Below are 15,322 nucleotides of genomic sequence, written 5' to 3' on the forward strand. Positions count from 1 at the left end.
AACCGCCGCCCCACCAAACCCCTACCCTCGACCTAACACACGCACTGTCCGACATGTCCCTTCACCGACTGTCCGACATCTCCCTTCACAGCACAGCCCGATTCGGGGGTGGGATCCTCCCCGCAGTGGACTCGGCAAGCGCCCTCACCCGCGACCTGGTGTCGCCGGAGTGGGTGATGCTCGAAGCGCTTTGTGGCGGCGGCGTGTAGTCGCGGCGACGACGGTTGGGGACGACTGCGGTGCGAGTGCGTCGGAGGCGCCCAACGGGCTGTCGCGGCGGAGCCGTGTTCTTCGGGCGCGTGTCTTTAGTTCTTGGTGGCTAGGAGGGCGGCGATCAGGCGTTGGTAGTCGCCTAGGTCTTCGGGGGCATCGGGGTTGCGCCAGAGGGCGGCGGGGACCAGACCGGGCTCTTCGATGGAGAAGCCTTCGCCGAGGAGGGCGCGGATCTCTTCGTCGGTGCGCCAGCGGCCGCGGCCGAGGGAGCCTTGGAGGACCTGCTCGAGCTCTTGGCTGCGGGGGTCGTTCTCGCTGCGGAAGTGGCTGATGAACAGGTAGCTGCCGGAGACGATCCGGTCGTACCAGAAGCGGACCAGGCCGGCCGGGTCCTCGTCGTCGTTCACGTGGTGCAGGGTGGCGCTGAAGATGACGGCGACCGGCTGGGTGAAGTCGATCAGCTCGCCGGCGATCTGGTCGTAGATCGCCTTCGGCTCGCGCAGGTCGGCCTGGATGACGATCGTGTTCTCGTTCTCGGCGAGCATGGCGCGGCCGTGGGCGAGCACGATCGGGTCGTTGTCGACGTAGACGACCTTCGCGTCCGGGTCGAAGCGCTGCGCGACCTGGTGCACGTTGTCGGCCGAGGGCAGGCCGCTGCCGAGGTCGATGAACTGCCGGACCGGCGTGTTCGTGACGATCTCGCGGACGGCCCGGATCAGCACGCCGCGGTTGTCGCGCGGGATGTCGAGCGAGCCGGGCAGTTCCTTGATGAACTTGTCCCCGAAGGCACGGTCGACGGCGAAGTTGTCCTTACCACCCAGCAGGTAGTCGTACGTGCGGGCGATACTCGGCTTGGTGATGTCGAAACCGGGGAACGGCTTCTCGGTCACCTGCTCGTCGTCGTCGGCCATCGCGGCGGTCCTTCCCATCCGGTACTGACGGTAGTCACTCTATGCGATAGAGGCACTACCCCGCCGCCACCCCAGGACTCTTTACCTAATGCGGCCTCATGCGGCCTAATGCGCTCCGGCAGCAGCCAGTACGTCGTCCGCCAGCAGCTCGCGGAGTTCGTCCGTGGTCGGCATCCGGCCGAGCAACCGCAGCCGCTGGGACTGCGCTTTACGCATCCCCTCGACCAGCCGGCGTGCCTCCCGGGCGTTGCCGAAGTTCGGTCCACCGGAGATCCGGTCGAAGTACGACGTCAGCGGCGCGCCCGCCGCCGGGTCGAGCAGGTAGTCCCCACCCGCGACCATCCGATCGGTGATCAGCAGCAACTCCTCGGCGCTGTAGTTCTCGAACTCGATCGTCTTCGAGAACCGGGAGCCCAGACCGGGGTTGGCCGCCAGGAAGTCCGTCATCTCCACCGTGTATCCGGCGACGATGACCGCGATCTCGTCGCGGTGGTCCTCCATCAGCTTGACCAACGCGTCGATCGCCTCCTGGCCGAAGTCCCCGCCGCTCCCCGCGGAGCGCGACAGCGTGTACGCCTCGTCGATGAACAGCACTCCGCCGAGCGACTTCTCGAACACCTGCGTGGTCTTCTCCGCCGTGTGCCCGATGTACTGCCCGACCAGGTCCCGCCGCGACACCTCGGTGAACCCACCGTCCGGCAATACCCCGAGCGCCTTCAGCAACTTCCCGTACAACCGGGCCACCGTGGTCTTCCCGGTCCCCGGCGCCCCCGCGAAGATCAAGTGGTGGCTGACGCCGCCCACCGACAACCCCGCCGTACGACGCCATTCGTTGACCTGGATCTCGTCGACCAGCGCCCGGACCTCGGCCTTGACCCCGGGCAGCCCGACCATCTCGTCGAGGTCCGCGAGCAGCTCGTCGATCGGGCCGCTCGACGCGGCCGTCAGCGGACTCGCCTCGATCACCTCGACCGTGGCGCCCGGAGCAACCTGTACGGCGGGTTCCGCCGTGTTGGATGCCCGCAACCCCTCGATCGTCCCGCCACACCCTGGTCCGACGGTGACCGCCGGCCCGCGCGTGTCATGCACGGTGACCCGGCGAAGTACCGGCGTACTGCCGTGGGCGACGCCGATCCCCTCAGCCCCCGTGTTCCCGATCTCCACATCCGCCACCGAAGGCCGGCTGTACTGGTAGACGTAGAGGCCACGACCGCCACACCCACTGACGTCTCCACCAGAGACCGTCGGGTCGGCGCCGAGCGCGAACACCATGCCGTCGCCGGACATGTTCCGCACCGACGTCTCGGTGATCTCACCGCCCGCACCCTCGACGATGATCCCGGTCGCCGCACCAGTCACGGTGCACCGATCGATCCGGACGCCCGGTCCCGCGTGCACGCTCACCGCGGGCCGCGAGCCACCCGTGATCGTGCACTGCACCATCCGGAGAGCCGTCCGCTCGGTCGACACCGTCAAGTTGTCGGCCGAGCGGACGACGACACCGTCCAGGGTCAGTGAGCCGTCCACCGCCCTGATCGTCGGCCAGTCCGCACCCGAACCGTCGATCACCACCTCGGCGCCGGGCTCGGCGCGCAGCGTGACCGTGCGTCCGGTCAGTTCCAGCGTCTCGGCGTAGGTCCCGGCCGCGATCATCACCGCGGCACCGTCCGGAGCGTCGAGCAGGGCCGCGCCGATCGTCGGGTACGCACCCGGCCGATCGGTCGCGACGGTCAGGATGCGCGACATCAGCTCGCCCGCTCCAGCAGCCAGCCACGGTCGGCCGCCTTCACGCCGGCCTGGAAGCGGCTCCGGGCGCCCAGCCGATGCATGATCTGCGCGACCATCCGCCGTACCGTCCGGACCGAGATGCCCAGCTGGGCCGCGGCCGCCTCGTCGGTGGCACCGAGCCCGAGCAGCCGGAGCATCTCGCGCTCGCGCATCGACAGGTCGGTGTCGTCAGGCAGGTCGTCGGCAGCCAGCGGTACGGCGTCCGGCCACACGCGCTCGAACAGCTCGAGCACGGTGATGACCACGCTCGACAGCCGCAGTACGGCGACGCTCCCGTTGGCTGCATCAGCCGGCAGTACGGCGACCTGACCGTCGATCACGAGTGCGTTCATCGGCACCAGCGGCATCGTGCGGACGGCAGCACCGGCCATCGACATCGCACCGAGGTGGCGGCACAGGTTCGGCGCCGTACGGGCGGTGTCGGGGTAGATCGCCCGGTAGCGGACGCCGTGCTTGACGTCGCGCGGCCCGAACGCCGGCCCGGCCGGGGTGAGGTTGCTGAGGGCAATGACCTCGTCCTTGGCGCCGGCCAGCAGTTCGGCGATGGCACCCTGAGCGGGGACGTGGTGGAAACCGGTGGGCCGGTTGATCAACGTGACAGTCATGATGCTGGTACCCCCAGAGGAAGCGTGGCGGCGACACCGGACGCGTGCCGGCCGTCGAGGCGTTCCGGCTCGATCCCGAAGGACCGCGCCAGTGTGATCAGGACCGACGTCGCCGAGTCGAGCGTGGCGGGATGTGCCGCGGCCAACCGGAGAACGACGTCGTGACGGGTAGAGGTGGTGTTGCCGGCGGCCGCGGTGACGGTGATCGCGACGGTCTGCGCAGCGCCGGTCCCGGTGCCGAGCAGGCTGCCGACCAGCGCCTCCAACGTTGCTGTGGGCAACGAGGCAGAGCCGGCCAACCGGATGGTTACTTGATGGACGGGGCCGCAGGCCCAGGTCGACCAGCGTTCTTGGAGCTGACCGCGGCCGGCGTTGGCATGCGCAAGGGCACCGATCGAGGCCAGTACGTCGGACTCGTCGAGCGCGAGGTACTCGACCTGCTCCCGGTCGAACCGCCGTACCAGCCGGCGAACGGTGTTGGCGACCACCTGACGCAACTGCTCGTCGGTGGCGATATCCGGCGTCCGCTCGGCGGCGACCGCGATCCAGGTCCGCGGCTGCCGGTTCTGCTTGAGACCCGAGTGCAGGATCAGCTGCAGTCCGACACCGACCGGCTGCTCGTCGGCCGCCTCGGCGAGCGAAGCGAGCTGCGGAAGCAAGCGATACTGGGCATCCGGGCCGAGCCGCAGCGCGACACTGACGCCCGCCGGTCGACTGAGGACGCCGTACGGCTGTTCCCGCACGGTCACCACATCGGTCGTCGTACGGCCGAGAAAAGTGCTGACCAGGTTGAGCGCAACGCCGTCACCGAGGTCGATCCGGCGCCGCCGCAGGGCGAAGATCAGCAGGACACCGATCCACTTGTACAGCCACAGTCCGCGAATCCGGACCGCCGTCAGCAGCACCAGCGACAGCGCGGCAACCGACGTCAGGATCAGCACGGTCCGGGAGCCCGTGGTCGCCGCGGCGACCATCACCAGCGCGAGCTGCCAGCACACGATCTGCCCGACCCGAATCACCCGATCCGGCCGCTCGACCGGATCCGCGACAACTTCAGGCGTCGGCGGCTGTACGACGATCGCCGAGCGCGCCACCGGCCCCGGTTCCGGGGAAGCCACCGCAATAGGTGCTGAGGGCAACTTCACGGATGGACGAGTCAGCGGGACGCCGACCGCCGTGGCCTGCGGAACCCGAGCAGCAGCAGGGGTTGCGGAGTTTTGACGATCAGCGGTCGGAGCGGCCGCCGTGGCCTGGGACCTCATGCGACCAGCTCCGCCGTGGGCCGACGCCCTTCGGTTGCCTGCAGCAACCGATAGGCGTGGTCGCGGACGATCGGCAGCAGCTCGAACCGACCCGGCGCCGACTCGGCCACCAGATTCAGATCCATCAGGTGATCGACCATCGCCTCGGCCTCGTCCGGCCGCACGCCCGCGAGGCGAGCAGCCTGGGTGAGATCGAACCGGACCACTGTGCTGATCCGCCGGTACAGCTGCTGCGCCGGCTGCAGCGCCAGCGCGTGGTACTCGCCATCGAACCGGGTGAGCACCTCGCCCAGCGCGTGGCAGCGACCAAGCTGGTCCTCAAGCTGAGTGATCATCCGCGCCGCGGTCCACGGCTGCCGGTTCCGGATCCGCTCGATCAGGTGCCGGATCGCGCCCGGGTGGCCGCTGGCCGCCGAGAGAATCTGGGCATTGTCGGTCAGCTCCGCGGCCTCGCTCGGCGCCAGGAAGTCCAAGGTGATCGCACCGCTGCGGTTCAGCCCGGTCAGTCGCCGACGGCTGATCACCAGCACCAGCGCGGCCGGGTCGTTCGGCAGCAGCGACCGCACCTGCTCGGCGTGCTCGACGTTGTCCAGGATCAGCAACCCACCGGTCGGCGCGACCACGCTCCCGGCGCGGAGATCGACGTACTGCTGGGTCTCGTGACCGGACAGCGCCGCCGCCTCGAGCGCGAAGGCCGTCTTGCCGATGCCCGGCATCCCGTCGATCGTGACGACGCCGGTCGCGCCGCGCAGTGACTCCAGCTCCGGCTCGCGGCCGACGAAGTCGGCGACCCGCGGCGGCAGGTTCGAACTGACCGGCGCCGGCACGGGTCGGCGGGTGTCCTCGCTGAGGATCTCCAGGTGCAGCGCGGTCAACTCGGCACCGGGCTCGATCCCGAGATCGCGGACGAGCGCCGTACGGGCTCGCTGGTACGCCGCCAGTGCGTCGTGCCGGCGTCCGACCAGGCGGTACGCCGCCATCAGCCGGGCCCAGGCCAGCTCGCGCAGCGGCTCCTCGTCGGTGAGCACCCGCAGTACGGCGATCGCCTCCGACGGCCGACCGAGCGCGAGGTGCGCGTCAGCCAGGTCCTCGCGGAGCGTCCGGTGCAGTTCAGTGAGCCGGTCGACAGCCGAGGCCGCGTCCTCCGTGAGGCCGTCGTACGGCCGACCGCGCCACAGATCGAGAGCCCGCTGTACGACGGTCACCGCCTCCGCAGCGGATCCACGGGCGAGCAGCGCCCGGGCCTCGTCGCCAAGCGCCGAGGCGGCGTCCGCGTCGAGCTCGCCGGACAGGACCCGGACCCGGTACGCGCCCGGGCGGCTCTCGATCCGGTCGTCCGGGAGGGTCCGGCGCAGCTGCCAGACGTAGGTCTTCAGGTTGTTCTGCGCAGAGGCGGGCACATCGCGGCCGGACCAGACAGCATCGATCAGTTGATCGGTGCTGACCCAGGCGTTGCGGTGCAGCAGGAGCAGGGCCAGCACGGTGGCGGGCTTGCCCCCGCCGACGTCGATCTGGGTGCCGTCCGGGCCGTCCACCTCCAGCGGCCCCAGCACGCGGAAGGCCGGTGACAGGGCCGATGGGTGCGCTGAGTGACCGTTCATGACACATACGATCCGGGGTGACGATGACATTTCGATGACACACGATCCGTGAGGGGACCCAGTGCGGGTATTGGTGGTCGAGGACGACCCGGAGCTGCAGGTCGCCGTCCCGGCGGCGCTGCGTTCCGCGGCGCTCGCAGTGGACCTGGCCGGCACCATCGCGGCCGCCGACGAGGCGCTGTTCATCAACGCCTACGACTGCGTCGTGTTCGACCGGATGCTGCCGGACGGCGACTCGATCGGGTACGTTCGCAGCCGCCGGCAGGAAGGCTTCGCCGTCCCGGTGCTGTTCCTGACCGCGATGGACCAGCTCGCCGACCGGGTCGACGGGTTCGAGCACGGCGGGGACGACTACCTGGTCAAACCGTTCGCGGTCGAGGAGTTGATCGTCCGGGTGCTCAGCCTGAGCCGGCGCGGCCCGACCATCCGGCCGCCGATCCTGCGGTACGCCGACGTCGAGCTCGACACCGGCCGCCGGGAGGTCCGGCGGGCCGGCGTCCTGGTCACCCTGCGAGCGAAGGAGTTCTCCGTGCTGGAGTTCCTGATGAGCCGGCCCGAGCAGACCGTCTCCCGGAGCGACCTGATCGAACACTGCTGGGACGCCGCCGCGGACCCGATGTCGAACGTCGTCGACGTCACCATCACCCGGATGCGAGCGCGCCTCCGCCCCGGCCCCGACCTCATCGAAGCCGTCCGCGGCCGCGGCTACCGCCTGATCGCCCCGGCCGGCAAACGGTGAGAGGACCCGCCGCCGACCGCCTCCGCCGTCTCCGCTGGTGGCTCACCGCGGTCTTCACCGTCGCCAACACCATCGGCCTGCTCATCCTCGCCCCGGTAGTAATCCGCCAAGACGCCCAACGCGACGCGGCTGCGGCAGACTCCGAACTGGGCGTCGTCACCGCCCCGGTTCTCCGCCTGGCCACTTCCAGCGGCAGCAGCACCACCACCGACCTCATCAACACCGCTGCGATCACCCAAGATCCGCTCTACGGGCGGTGTCCGGACTTTGCGGTCCTGCCCGGTGGCGGCACCCCGTTCACTCCGCGATACAACGTTCCGACCTGCATCGCGGTCGACCCGGCGATACTCAACGAGCTGGCCACCCAGGCGACTGCCACCGGTGATGTGACCTTCTTCGACCGGAAGGCGACCAACGGTCACGCGATCCGGCTCAAGGCCGAGCCGTTCAGGCTCCCGGAGAGCAAGCAGAACGACGGAGCGGTGATCGCCTGGCTGGACGTTCAGGACAAGGCTGATGGCCATCAGCAACTGGTGTGGGTTGTGCTGGCTTTGTGTGCTGGGCTGATCGGCGCAGCAGCGGCGGCCAGCTACTGGTTATCGGGCCGCGCGATTCGTCCGGCGATGGCTGCCCTCGAACAGCAGGAGACCTTGCTCGCCGAGACCGCACACGACCTCCGCACCCCCGTCGCCGCACTCCGTGCACTCGCGGAGACCGCCGTACGGGATCCTGGGCAACGAGCCGAACTGCTTCCGCGAACCGTAAGACTGGCCGGACGGATGGGCGACATCATCGACGGTCTGCTCGTGCGGGCCCGGTTGGCGGCCGGTGTGGAACAGCTCGCCGTACAACCCGTTTGGCTGGACCAACTGGTGGCCGGCGTGGTGGAGGACTTCCCCACCGAGGGCGCGCGGATCTCACTCGTGACTGCACCGAGCATGGTGCGCGCCGATCCGACTCTCCTGCAACGGGCCATCGGCAACCTTCTCGACAACGCGCTCAGGCACGGGCGGCTGCCCGGTGCGCCCGAAGCCATCATCACGGTCACGGTCGCCGACGGCCGGATCACGGTGGCCGATCAGGGTCCCGGGATCGATCCGGAGATCGGTGAAGACCTCTTTGAGCGCTTCAACAGCGGCGGTGGCTCGAGCGGTCTCGGGCTGTCGATCGTCCGCTGGGTCGCACTGTCCCACGGTGGTGATCTGCGGGTGTACAACGGCGACGAAGGCGGCGCGATCTTCGAGTTCCAGTTGCCCACCACGCAGCAATAGACCGGACCTGGACGGCGTCTGGACCACGGCCCTCTACCCTCGGCGAGATGCTGAGGGGAGATCCATCATGAGTGCCACGATTCCACCGGGCGAGGCGTACCGGCTGGTCGCCGACAACCTGGGCAAGGTGATCCACGGCAAGCCGGAGGTGATCCGGCTGGCGCTGACGGCGCTGTTCGCCGAGGGCCACCTGCTGATCGAGGACGTACCGGGTCTGGGCAAGACCACGCTGGCCCGCTGTATCGCCCGCAGCATCGACGCGACCTGGAACCGGATCCAGTTCACCCCGGACCTGCTCCCCGGTGACATCACCGGCGTGATGGTCTACCACCAGGGCAACGAGACGTTCGAGTTTCATCCGGGTGGTATCTTCGCCAACGTGGTGGTCGCCGACGAGATCAACCGCGGTACGCCGAAGACGCAGTCCGCGCTGCTCGAGGTGATGGCCGAGCGCCGGGTCACGGTCGACTCGAACACCCGCGCGGTCCCGGATCCCTTCCTGGTGATCGGAACGCAGAACCCGATCGAGATGGAAGGCACCTACCGGCTGCCCGAGGCGCAGCTCGACCGGTTCCTGATGCGGATCGAGATCGGTTACCCCGATCACGACGCCGAGGTCCGGATCGTGCTCGGCGACACCGGCCGGATCGGACCGGACTCACTCAGCCCGGTAATCGACGTACCGGCGTTGCGGAACGCGATCTCGGCCGTCCGCTCGGTCCACGTCGACCCCGCGATCAGCTCGTACGCCGTCAAGCTGGCTGCCGCCACTCGCGAACACACCGCGGTCCGGTACGGCGCCAGTCCGCGCGGCAGCATCGCGTTGGTCCGCGCGGCCCGGGCGTACGCGGCGACGGACGGGCGCGCCTTCACGACACCCGACGACGTCAAGCAGGTCGCGCATCCGGTCCTCGCACATCGACTGGTCCTCACCCCGGACGCCGAGCTGAGCCAGCGCCCGCCGGCCTCGGTGGTCGACGAGGTGCTGGCAGCCACTCCGGCGCCGACGGCGGGCGTCAACGCAGGCTGACGAGGCGACTGGGGAGGCCGGTAATGCAGCTCAATCAGCTCAAGGCGATCGTCCGCCGACGCAAAGAGGCGGACGGCCCGACGCAGTGGCGTTCGCGCGCCACTTTGGCAGCCGTCGTGGCGATCTGCGTGACTGCGACCACCCTTGCAGTGACGACAGCGGGTGCGGACTCGTCGGGCCAGAAGTTCCTGCAGTCCGGCCACCTGATCTACAACAGCACCATCGGTGCGGTCTTCCACATCGATGGCGGCAGCAAGCACGCGGACGGCTCGGTCGCGGTCCCCGGACTCACGCCGGGGACCCAGGCAGTACAGACCGACACCCAGGGCTATGTGCTTGCCCGCGGCACCATTACCGCCTTCGAGAAGTCGACGCTGCAGGTCGAGGGGGCGCAGGCCGCGCCGTCGGACGAGGTGCCGGTCGGCCTGACAGCTTCTGGCGTCGCGTACGCCGTGTATCGCGCGGCCGGATCGATCGTCCGCCTCGGCCCGACCAGCCTTGTCCTGAAGGACAACGGGGCACTCGGTCGGCCGGTCGTGACACCGGACGGGACTCTGTGGGTGCACCGGCTACTCAACAGTGAGCTGTGCCTGCTGCCGTCCCAGGCTGGTCGTCTGAGCTGCCCAGCCGAGCTGCAGCGCGGCAACGTCGGTTCGCTCGCCGTGGTCGGCGATCGGGTCGTGTTCGTCGACACGACGGCGGGCCAACTGCGCACGGTCTCCTCGTCGGGACTCGGGCGACCGCTGACAGTTCCCGGCCTGACCCTGTCGCCCCAGTCGATCATCGTGCCGAACGACGTCGACGGCCGGATCGCGATCGTCGACCCGGACAAGTCCAAGCTGCACCTGGTCGACACCGCGGCGATCACCGGAGCAGCCACGACCGGGACGGCCACCGTGGAGCGGCCGATGCCGCCGGGCAAGTTCACCCAGATCGAGTCGTCCGGCCACACCCTCGCGATGGTCGACGAAGCCGGTCAGAACCTGGTCACTTTGGACGCCGACGGCAAGCAAAAGGACAGCAAGCCGATCCCGGCGCCGTCCGATCAGGTCAAGCCCGGACCGAACGACCGCCCGCTGCTCGTCCGTGGTGCCGACCAGCGCCTGTACGTCGACACTGTCGGCGGAGAGCAGGCACTCGTGGTCGACCGCGACGGCTCGGTCTCCAAGCCGGTCCCGGCCTCGGGGCCGACCAAGACCCCCACGGCACCGGTGACGACGCCGACGGTCACCCCGCCGTCCACACCTCCGGCCGTGGATCCGACCATCCCGCCGCAGCACACGATCGATCCCGGTGGTGACAAGACTGTTCCGCCGCGCCATACCGAGCCTCCTCGGCGCACGGCGGAGCCGCCGCGGACCCAGCAGCCGCCCCCGCCGAAGCCAAAGCCAAACCCCAAGCCGAGGCCGTCGACCCCGAAGCCCTCGATCCCGAAGCCACCGCCGCCTTTGGTCGCGACGCCGGCCTCGGCCCCGCTCTCGCTGCGCGCGACGGGCGGCAACGGCAAGGTGACGCTGACCTGGAAGCGGCCGAGCCTGAACGGTGGCACGTTCCTCAGCTACAGCGTCCTCCGCGTGAACGACAGTGAGCCGGACACGACGACCTCGGCCCGCTACACGTCCACCGGTCTCGCCGACGGGAAGCGCTACACCTTCCAGGTCCGCACGGTCACGCGTGGATCCAACGGCAAGACACTGATCGGCGCCACCGCGACCGTGTCGGCGACGACCCTCGGTGGGGTGAACCCGGACCTCACGATCAGCAAGGGAACCAAGTACACCGGTTCGGATCCGTGCGACAACGTCGATCGTTGCTACAACATCCACATCGTCGCGACCGGTCTGAAGCCGAACACCAGCTACTCGTTCAGCGGCTACACGTCGGGGTACGGACGGCTGCACACCGACAACGTCACGACCGACGCGAACGGCCGGATCAACATCCAGAAGTTCTACAACGACGACGACGGCAGCCAGGTCTGGGTGACCGCGATCGTGAACGGCAAGACCATCAAGTCCAACGAAGTGACCTGGTAGGGCGGACATGCGACTGACTGGGCGAGGGATCGCCGTACTGCTGGGCTCGATCGCGCTCTACGCGCTGGGCGAGCTCGCCGGGTACGCCCTCTTCCGGGCGCTGGCGGGGATCGGGATCGGGGCGCTGATCGCGGCTGTCGTCCTGACCTTGCGGCAGCCGCAAGTGACCGTCCACCGGGTGCTCTCGCCGGATCGCGTCGAGCGTGGGCGACCGGCGTTGGCGACGCTGCGGGTACGCAACGAGGGCACCCGGCGGCAGGCGTCGTTCTCGGCGCGGGACTCCGCGGGCGCGGCCTGGAAGGAGGTTCGGGTTCGCCAACTGGGTCCCGGGATCGAGGCGACGTACCGGTATGAGCTTCCGACCTCGCGGCGCGGCCGGATCGCGGTCGGTCCGCTGACGCTGGAGCGTCGGGACCCACTCGGCCTGACCCGCAACAGCAAGGCGACCGGCGAGGTCGGCACGCTCTGGGTGCACCCGCGCCGGCACCCGACGAAGACCGTGGTCGCCGGCCGACCGCGGCACCACCACGTCGGCCGTACGGCGGACGACTCGCTGCGGGGATCGGCCGATCTGCGCGATGTCCGCCCGTACGTCGTCGGGGACGAGGTGCGCCACCTGCACTGGAAGGCGACCGCGCGGACCGGGCAGTTGATGGTCCGCGACTACGCCGACCCGGACCAGCCGCGGTTGACCGTGCTGCTCGACACCCGGACCGAACCGTTGCCTGAGGCCACATTTGAGGAGGCTGTCGAGGTGGCGGCGTCGATCCTGTTTGCTGCCTCGACCGCCGGGCACCGCTGCCGGTTCGTCACAACGGCGGGCGCTGACTTCGCGGCTCCGGGTGGAGCGGTGGCGTCGCGGATGTTCCTTGATGAACTGTGCATCGTGCAGCAGCGCGACGAGAAGGCTGCGCTGGTGCCTCCGGTGCTCACCACCGGTACGTCGGCCGGCGGGGCGATCGTGGTCGTCACCGGCGCCCGCGGCTCGGCCACCGATCTCGCGCCACTGCTGACCCGTTATTCATCAGTCACCGCCATCGGCCTCGGCCCGCTCCAAGGAGTCGCCCCCATCTTGGGAGCCCAAGTAGTGCTCGCCGGAACCGCCCGAGAAGCCCTGACCCAGTGGACCGGAGTGCTGCGATGAGCTGGGGATCAGATCAGAAGCCGGCGGACACGAAGGCCGCAACACGTGGCAGCGCGACCGCCAAGACGGCGGTGCGTGGAAGCGCGAGCGCGAAGACGGCCGGGCGCGGCAGCGCGAGCGCGAAGACGACGGTGCGTGGAAGCGCGAGCGCGAAGACGACGGTGCGTGGAAGCGCGAGCGCGAAGGGATTGGCGCGCGCCCTCGACACCACCCCGCCCGCGAAGAGGCGGCGGACGGTTGCTGTGCTGGCTGGGATTGTATTGGGCGGGCTTTGTTTCGCGCCTGTTTTCGGGGTGCAGCACCTGTGGCTCCCGGTGGCGTTGGTATGCCTGGTGTCGTTCCTGGTGACCGAGGCGTGCCGCCGGTGGACCGGTCTGCTGGGTTGGCGGCCGTTGGTCGTGGTGGCCGCCGGGCTGCTCGCGATCACCGAATCGGTGCTCCAGGCAACTACCTTGGCGGGACTGCCGACGCTCTCCTCGATCCGTGCGTTGGGTGATGGGCTGACCGCCTGGCGGTTGACACTCGAGTCGACCTGGCCGGCTCGCCCCGAACCCGAGTTGCTGATCTTCGTTCCCCTGCTCGCGTTGGTCGCCTGCGTACTGACGATCGAGCTTCTCGACCGCGCCCCGCCGCTCGTCGCCTTGCTCCCCGCGCTCGCCGTCATCGGCGTCAGTCAGCTGTACGTCGCCGCCGAGGGCCTCACCGCCGTCTTGATCGCGATCGCCTTCGGCCTGCTCGTGATCGCCGTACTGATCCCCGATCATTTCGAGTACCGCAAGCTCACGCCATGGGCGACGACCGCCGCGGTCACCCTGGCTGCCGTCATCTGTGGGACGTTCGTGAGCACGATCGACCCGCACGGGCGGACGCCGTACTCGCTGCAGCGGGTGCAGTCTGCCAGTGCGCCGACGACCCGGCAGACGAGTCCGCTCGACGAGCTGGCCGGTCGGCTGAGCCCGAGTGCCCGGGACAAGGTCGTGTTCAAGTACCAGACGCCCAAGCCGGTCGACCGCTGGCGGCTGGTCGCCCTCGACAGCTTCGACGGCGTGAACTGGACGACGGATCACCCACTGCTGCGGATGGGTTCCCAGCTCGCGCCCGGCCCCGAAGTACGGGTGGAGACGGAGTCGCAGAGTGCGACGATCCGGCCCGAGGACGCGCTGGAAGGGCCTTGGCTGCCTGGACAGCTGCTGCCGGAGACCGTCGGCAACGCCGTCGACCCGCAGGTCGAACCGATCGGCAGCACCCTCGTCGTACCGGAGCGGCCGGACTACTACAAGCTGACCTGGGCCGAGCCGATCATCGACGCGGCCTACCTCGGCAGCGCGGGCCTCGACAGCACGGCTCCCGGCGGCCTGAATGACATGGGTCCGCTGCCGCCCGAGATCGCCGACCTCAACCCGCTCCAGGACAAGCGCGCCACGATGCAGACCGCGATCGCGCTGGAGAAGTGGTTCCGGAAGAACTACCGGCTGCCGGACGCTTCGAGCCCATCGCCGACCGGCTACAGCTGGCCGCAGCTGCGGACGTTCCTGAAGGGGCAGAAGATCGGCAGCAGCGAACAGTTCGCCGCCGCGTACGTCGCGCTGGCTCGGCAGAACTCGATTCCGGCCCGGCTCGTGGTCGGGTTCCGGGCACCCGAGAAGCCCGATGCGGCCGGCTGGTACACGGTGACGAACGCGGATGCGTACGCCTGGCCCGAGGTGGCGGTCGCCGGGCTCGGCTGGTGGCCGCTCGACCCGGCGGCTGGCGCCAAGACCGGCAACACCAACTCGGCCGGTTCGGCAGCCTCCATTACCGACCAGGCTCGCGCCGCGGTCCCGGAGATCAACAAGATCCAAGACCCCGAGCAGCAGCCGCCGTCCGCCGACGATGCGGACGACGCGAACTCCGGCGCCTTCCACATCCCGCTGACTCCGGTCTTCGGTGTCTCGGCGGCATTGCTGCTGCTGTGGCTGGCCGGCGTACCGCTGCTGAAGCAGTTCCGCGCTGGTCGTCGCCGTCGGCGCGGTGGAAGCGCAGCGGTGGTTGGCGCTTGGGCCGAGGCCCGGGACCGGATCCGCGCGCACGGCATCCCGGTCACCGCCGGCATGACGGTCCGGGACCTCGCCCACGCGGCCCGCGATCTCCCGGACACCGGTCCGGGGCTCGCGAACGTCGCGCGAGCGGTCGACCAGGCGCTCTGGTCAGGTGGACCAGCTACCCCGGACACAGTTGGGCAGGCCTGGACCGGTGTCCACGCCGTACGCCGGGCTCTGCGCTCCCGGCCCTGGCTCGATCGGCTCCAGGCCGCACTCGAACTACGAACCCTCGTTCCGGGTCCGCGTCAGAAGTAGCTGGTGGGGTGACCAGGTCTGGCGGGCCGTGCCACCCCTCAGATCATCAGCTGCGTTTGGGTTTGTCGTGCGCTGCAGGACGGCGATCGTGTTTCGCCGTGGCGGAATCGGTGGTCCGTGGCGCCGGGCACACCGGCCCGCGTGGCACTGGCCCCCCGCCGAGCCTTCGGCTCTTCCACTGCTTCTCGTCGTAATCGTAGTAGGTGTCGACGCCTCCGACTGTCATGTACGTCCTCCCGTCGCCCCGCTCCCGCTGCTGGCGAATTCAACACTCCGTTACCGGGAGTCAGGACACAAGCGATTCCGGAAATCGACACCGAAGAACAAACTCGAACGCCGTGTTCTGTGCGTTTCACCCACGAATACGAGAGATTCCCCGGACAAGC

General features: G+C 69.3%; 12 protein-coding genes. 6 read left to right on the top strand and 6 right to left on the bottom strand.

The window, feature by feature from the left end; all coding sequences use genetic code 11:
- Window positions 1-305: 305 nt before the first annotated feature.
- From ACIA49_RS19260 to ACIA49_RS19280, 5 genes are all read right to left on the bottom strand, one after another.
- The gene (locus ACIA49_RS19260; RefSeq protein WP_396378558.1) at window positions 306-1,142 is read right to left on the bottom strand and encodes an SAM-dependent methyltransferase; all 837 of its coding nucleotides are present in this window, start codon (window positions 1,140-1,142) and stop codon (window positions 306-308) included.
- Window positions 1,143-1,229: 87 nt separating this feature from the next.
- Entirely contained in the window at window positions 1,230-2,870 is a 1,641-nt protein-coding gene (locus tag ACIA49_RS19265; RefSeq protein WP_396378559.1) for an AAA family ATPase, read from the bottom strand.
- A complete protein-coding gene (locus tag ACIA49_RS19270) occupies window positions 2,870-3,517 on the bottom strand; it encodes a LuxR C-terminal-related transcriptional regulator (RefSeq protein ID WP_391542457.1) in 648 nt (215 codons plus the stop codon). Before ACIA49_RS19270 ends, ACIA49_RS19265 begins: the two co-directional genes overlap by 1 nt.
- A complete protein-coding gene (locus ACIA49_RS19275) occupies window positions 3,514-4,635 on the bottom strand; it encodes a hypothetical protein (RefSeq protein WP_396378560.1) in 1,122 nt (373 codons plus the stop codon). The genes ACIA49_RS19270 and ACIA49_RS19275 overlap by 4 nt, the downstream gene beginning before the upstream one ends.
- Before the next feature lie 140 nt (window positions 4,636-4,775).
- Window positions 4,776-6,380 (bottom strand): BTAD domain-containing putative transcriptional regulator, encoded by a 1,605-nt coding sequence (locus tag ACIA49_RS19280; RefSeq protein ID WP_396378561.1) that lies wholly within the window; start codon window positions 6,378-6,380, stop codon window positions 4,776-4,778.
- Between the two features lie 61 nt (window positions 6,381-6,441).
- On the opposite strand from ACIA49_RS19280, the gene ACIA49_RS19285 reads away from it, so the two are divergent.
- From ACIA49_RS19285 to ACIA49_RS19305, 5 genes are all read left to right on the top strand, one after another.
- Window positions 6,442-7,119, top strand: coding sequence for a response regulator transcription factor (locus ACIA49_RS19285; RefSeq protein WP_396378562.1), 678 nt, complete (start codon window positions 6,442-6,444; stop codon window positions 7,117-7,119).
- Window positions 7,116-8,390 carry a sensor histidine kinase gene (locus ACIA49_RS19290; RefSeq protein ID WP_396378563.1) on the top strand — a complete coding sequence of 425 codons (1,275 nt, stop codon included), beginning with the start codon at window positions 7,116-7,118 and terminating at the stop codon, window positions 8,388-8,390. Before ACIA49_RS19285 ends, ACIA49_RS19290 begins: the two co-directional genes overlap by 4 nt.
- 67 nt (window positions 8,391-8,457) lie before the next feature.
- Window positions 8,458-9,420, top strand: a complete 963-nt coding sequence (locus tag ACIA49_RS19295; protein WP_396378564.1) for an AAA family ATPase — start codon at window positions 8,458-8,460, stop codon at window positions 9,418-9,420.
- 23 nt (window positions 9,421-9,443) lie between these two features.
- Window positions 9,444-11,456 carry a fibronectin type III domain-containing protein gene (locus ACIA49_RS19300; protein ID WP_396378565.1) on the top strand — a complete coding sequence of 671 codons (2,013 nt, stop codon included), beginning with the start codon at window positions 9,444-9,446 and terminating at the stop codon, window positions 11,454-11,456.
- Window positions 11,457-11,463: 7 nt separating this feature from the next.
- Window positions 11,464-12,600: a DUF58 domain-containing protein gene (locus tag ACIA49_RS19305; RefSeq protein ID WP_396378566.1), complete on the top strand. Its 1,137-nt coding sequence runs from the start codon at window positions 11,464-11,466 to the stop codon at window positions 12,598-12,600.
- 13 nt (window positions 12,601-12,613) lie between these two features.
- Here the strand turns inward: ACIA49_RS19305 and ACIA49_RS19310 are convergent, their stop codons facing one another.
- Entirely contained in the window at window positions 12,614-12,808 is a 195-nt protein-coding gene (locus ACIA49_RS19310; RefSeq protein ID WP_396378567.1) for a hypothetical protein, read from the bottom strand.
- A 34-nt stretch (window positions 12,809-12,842) separates the two neighbouring features.
- Between ACIA49_RS19310 and ACIA49_RS19315 the strand changes: the two genes are divergently transcribed.
- Window positions 12,843-14,936 carry a DUF3488 and DUF4129 domain-containing transglutaminase family protein gene (locus ACIA49_RS19315; protein WP_396378568.1) on the top strand — a complete coding sequence of 698 codons (2,094 nt, stop codon included), beginning with the start codon at window positions 12,843-12,845 and terminating at the stop codon, window positions 14,934-14,936.
- The last annotated feature ends 386 nt before the right edge of the window (window positions 14,937-15,322 follow it).

The sequence above is a fragment of the Kribbella sp. NPDC051587 genome, from assembly GCF_044453945.1.
GTDB lineage: Bacteria > Actinomycetota > Actinomycetes > Propionibacteriales > Kribbellaceae > Kribbella.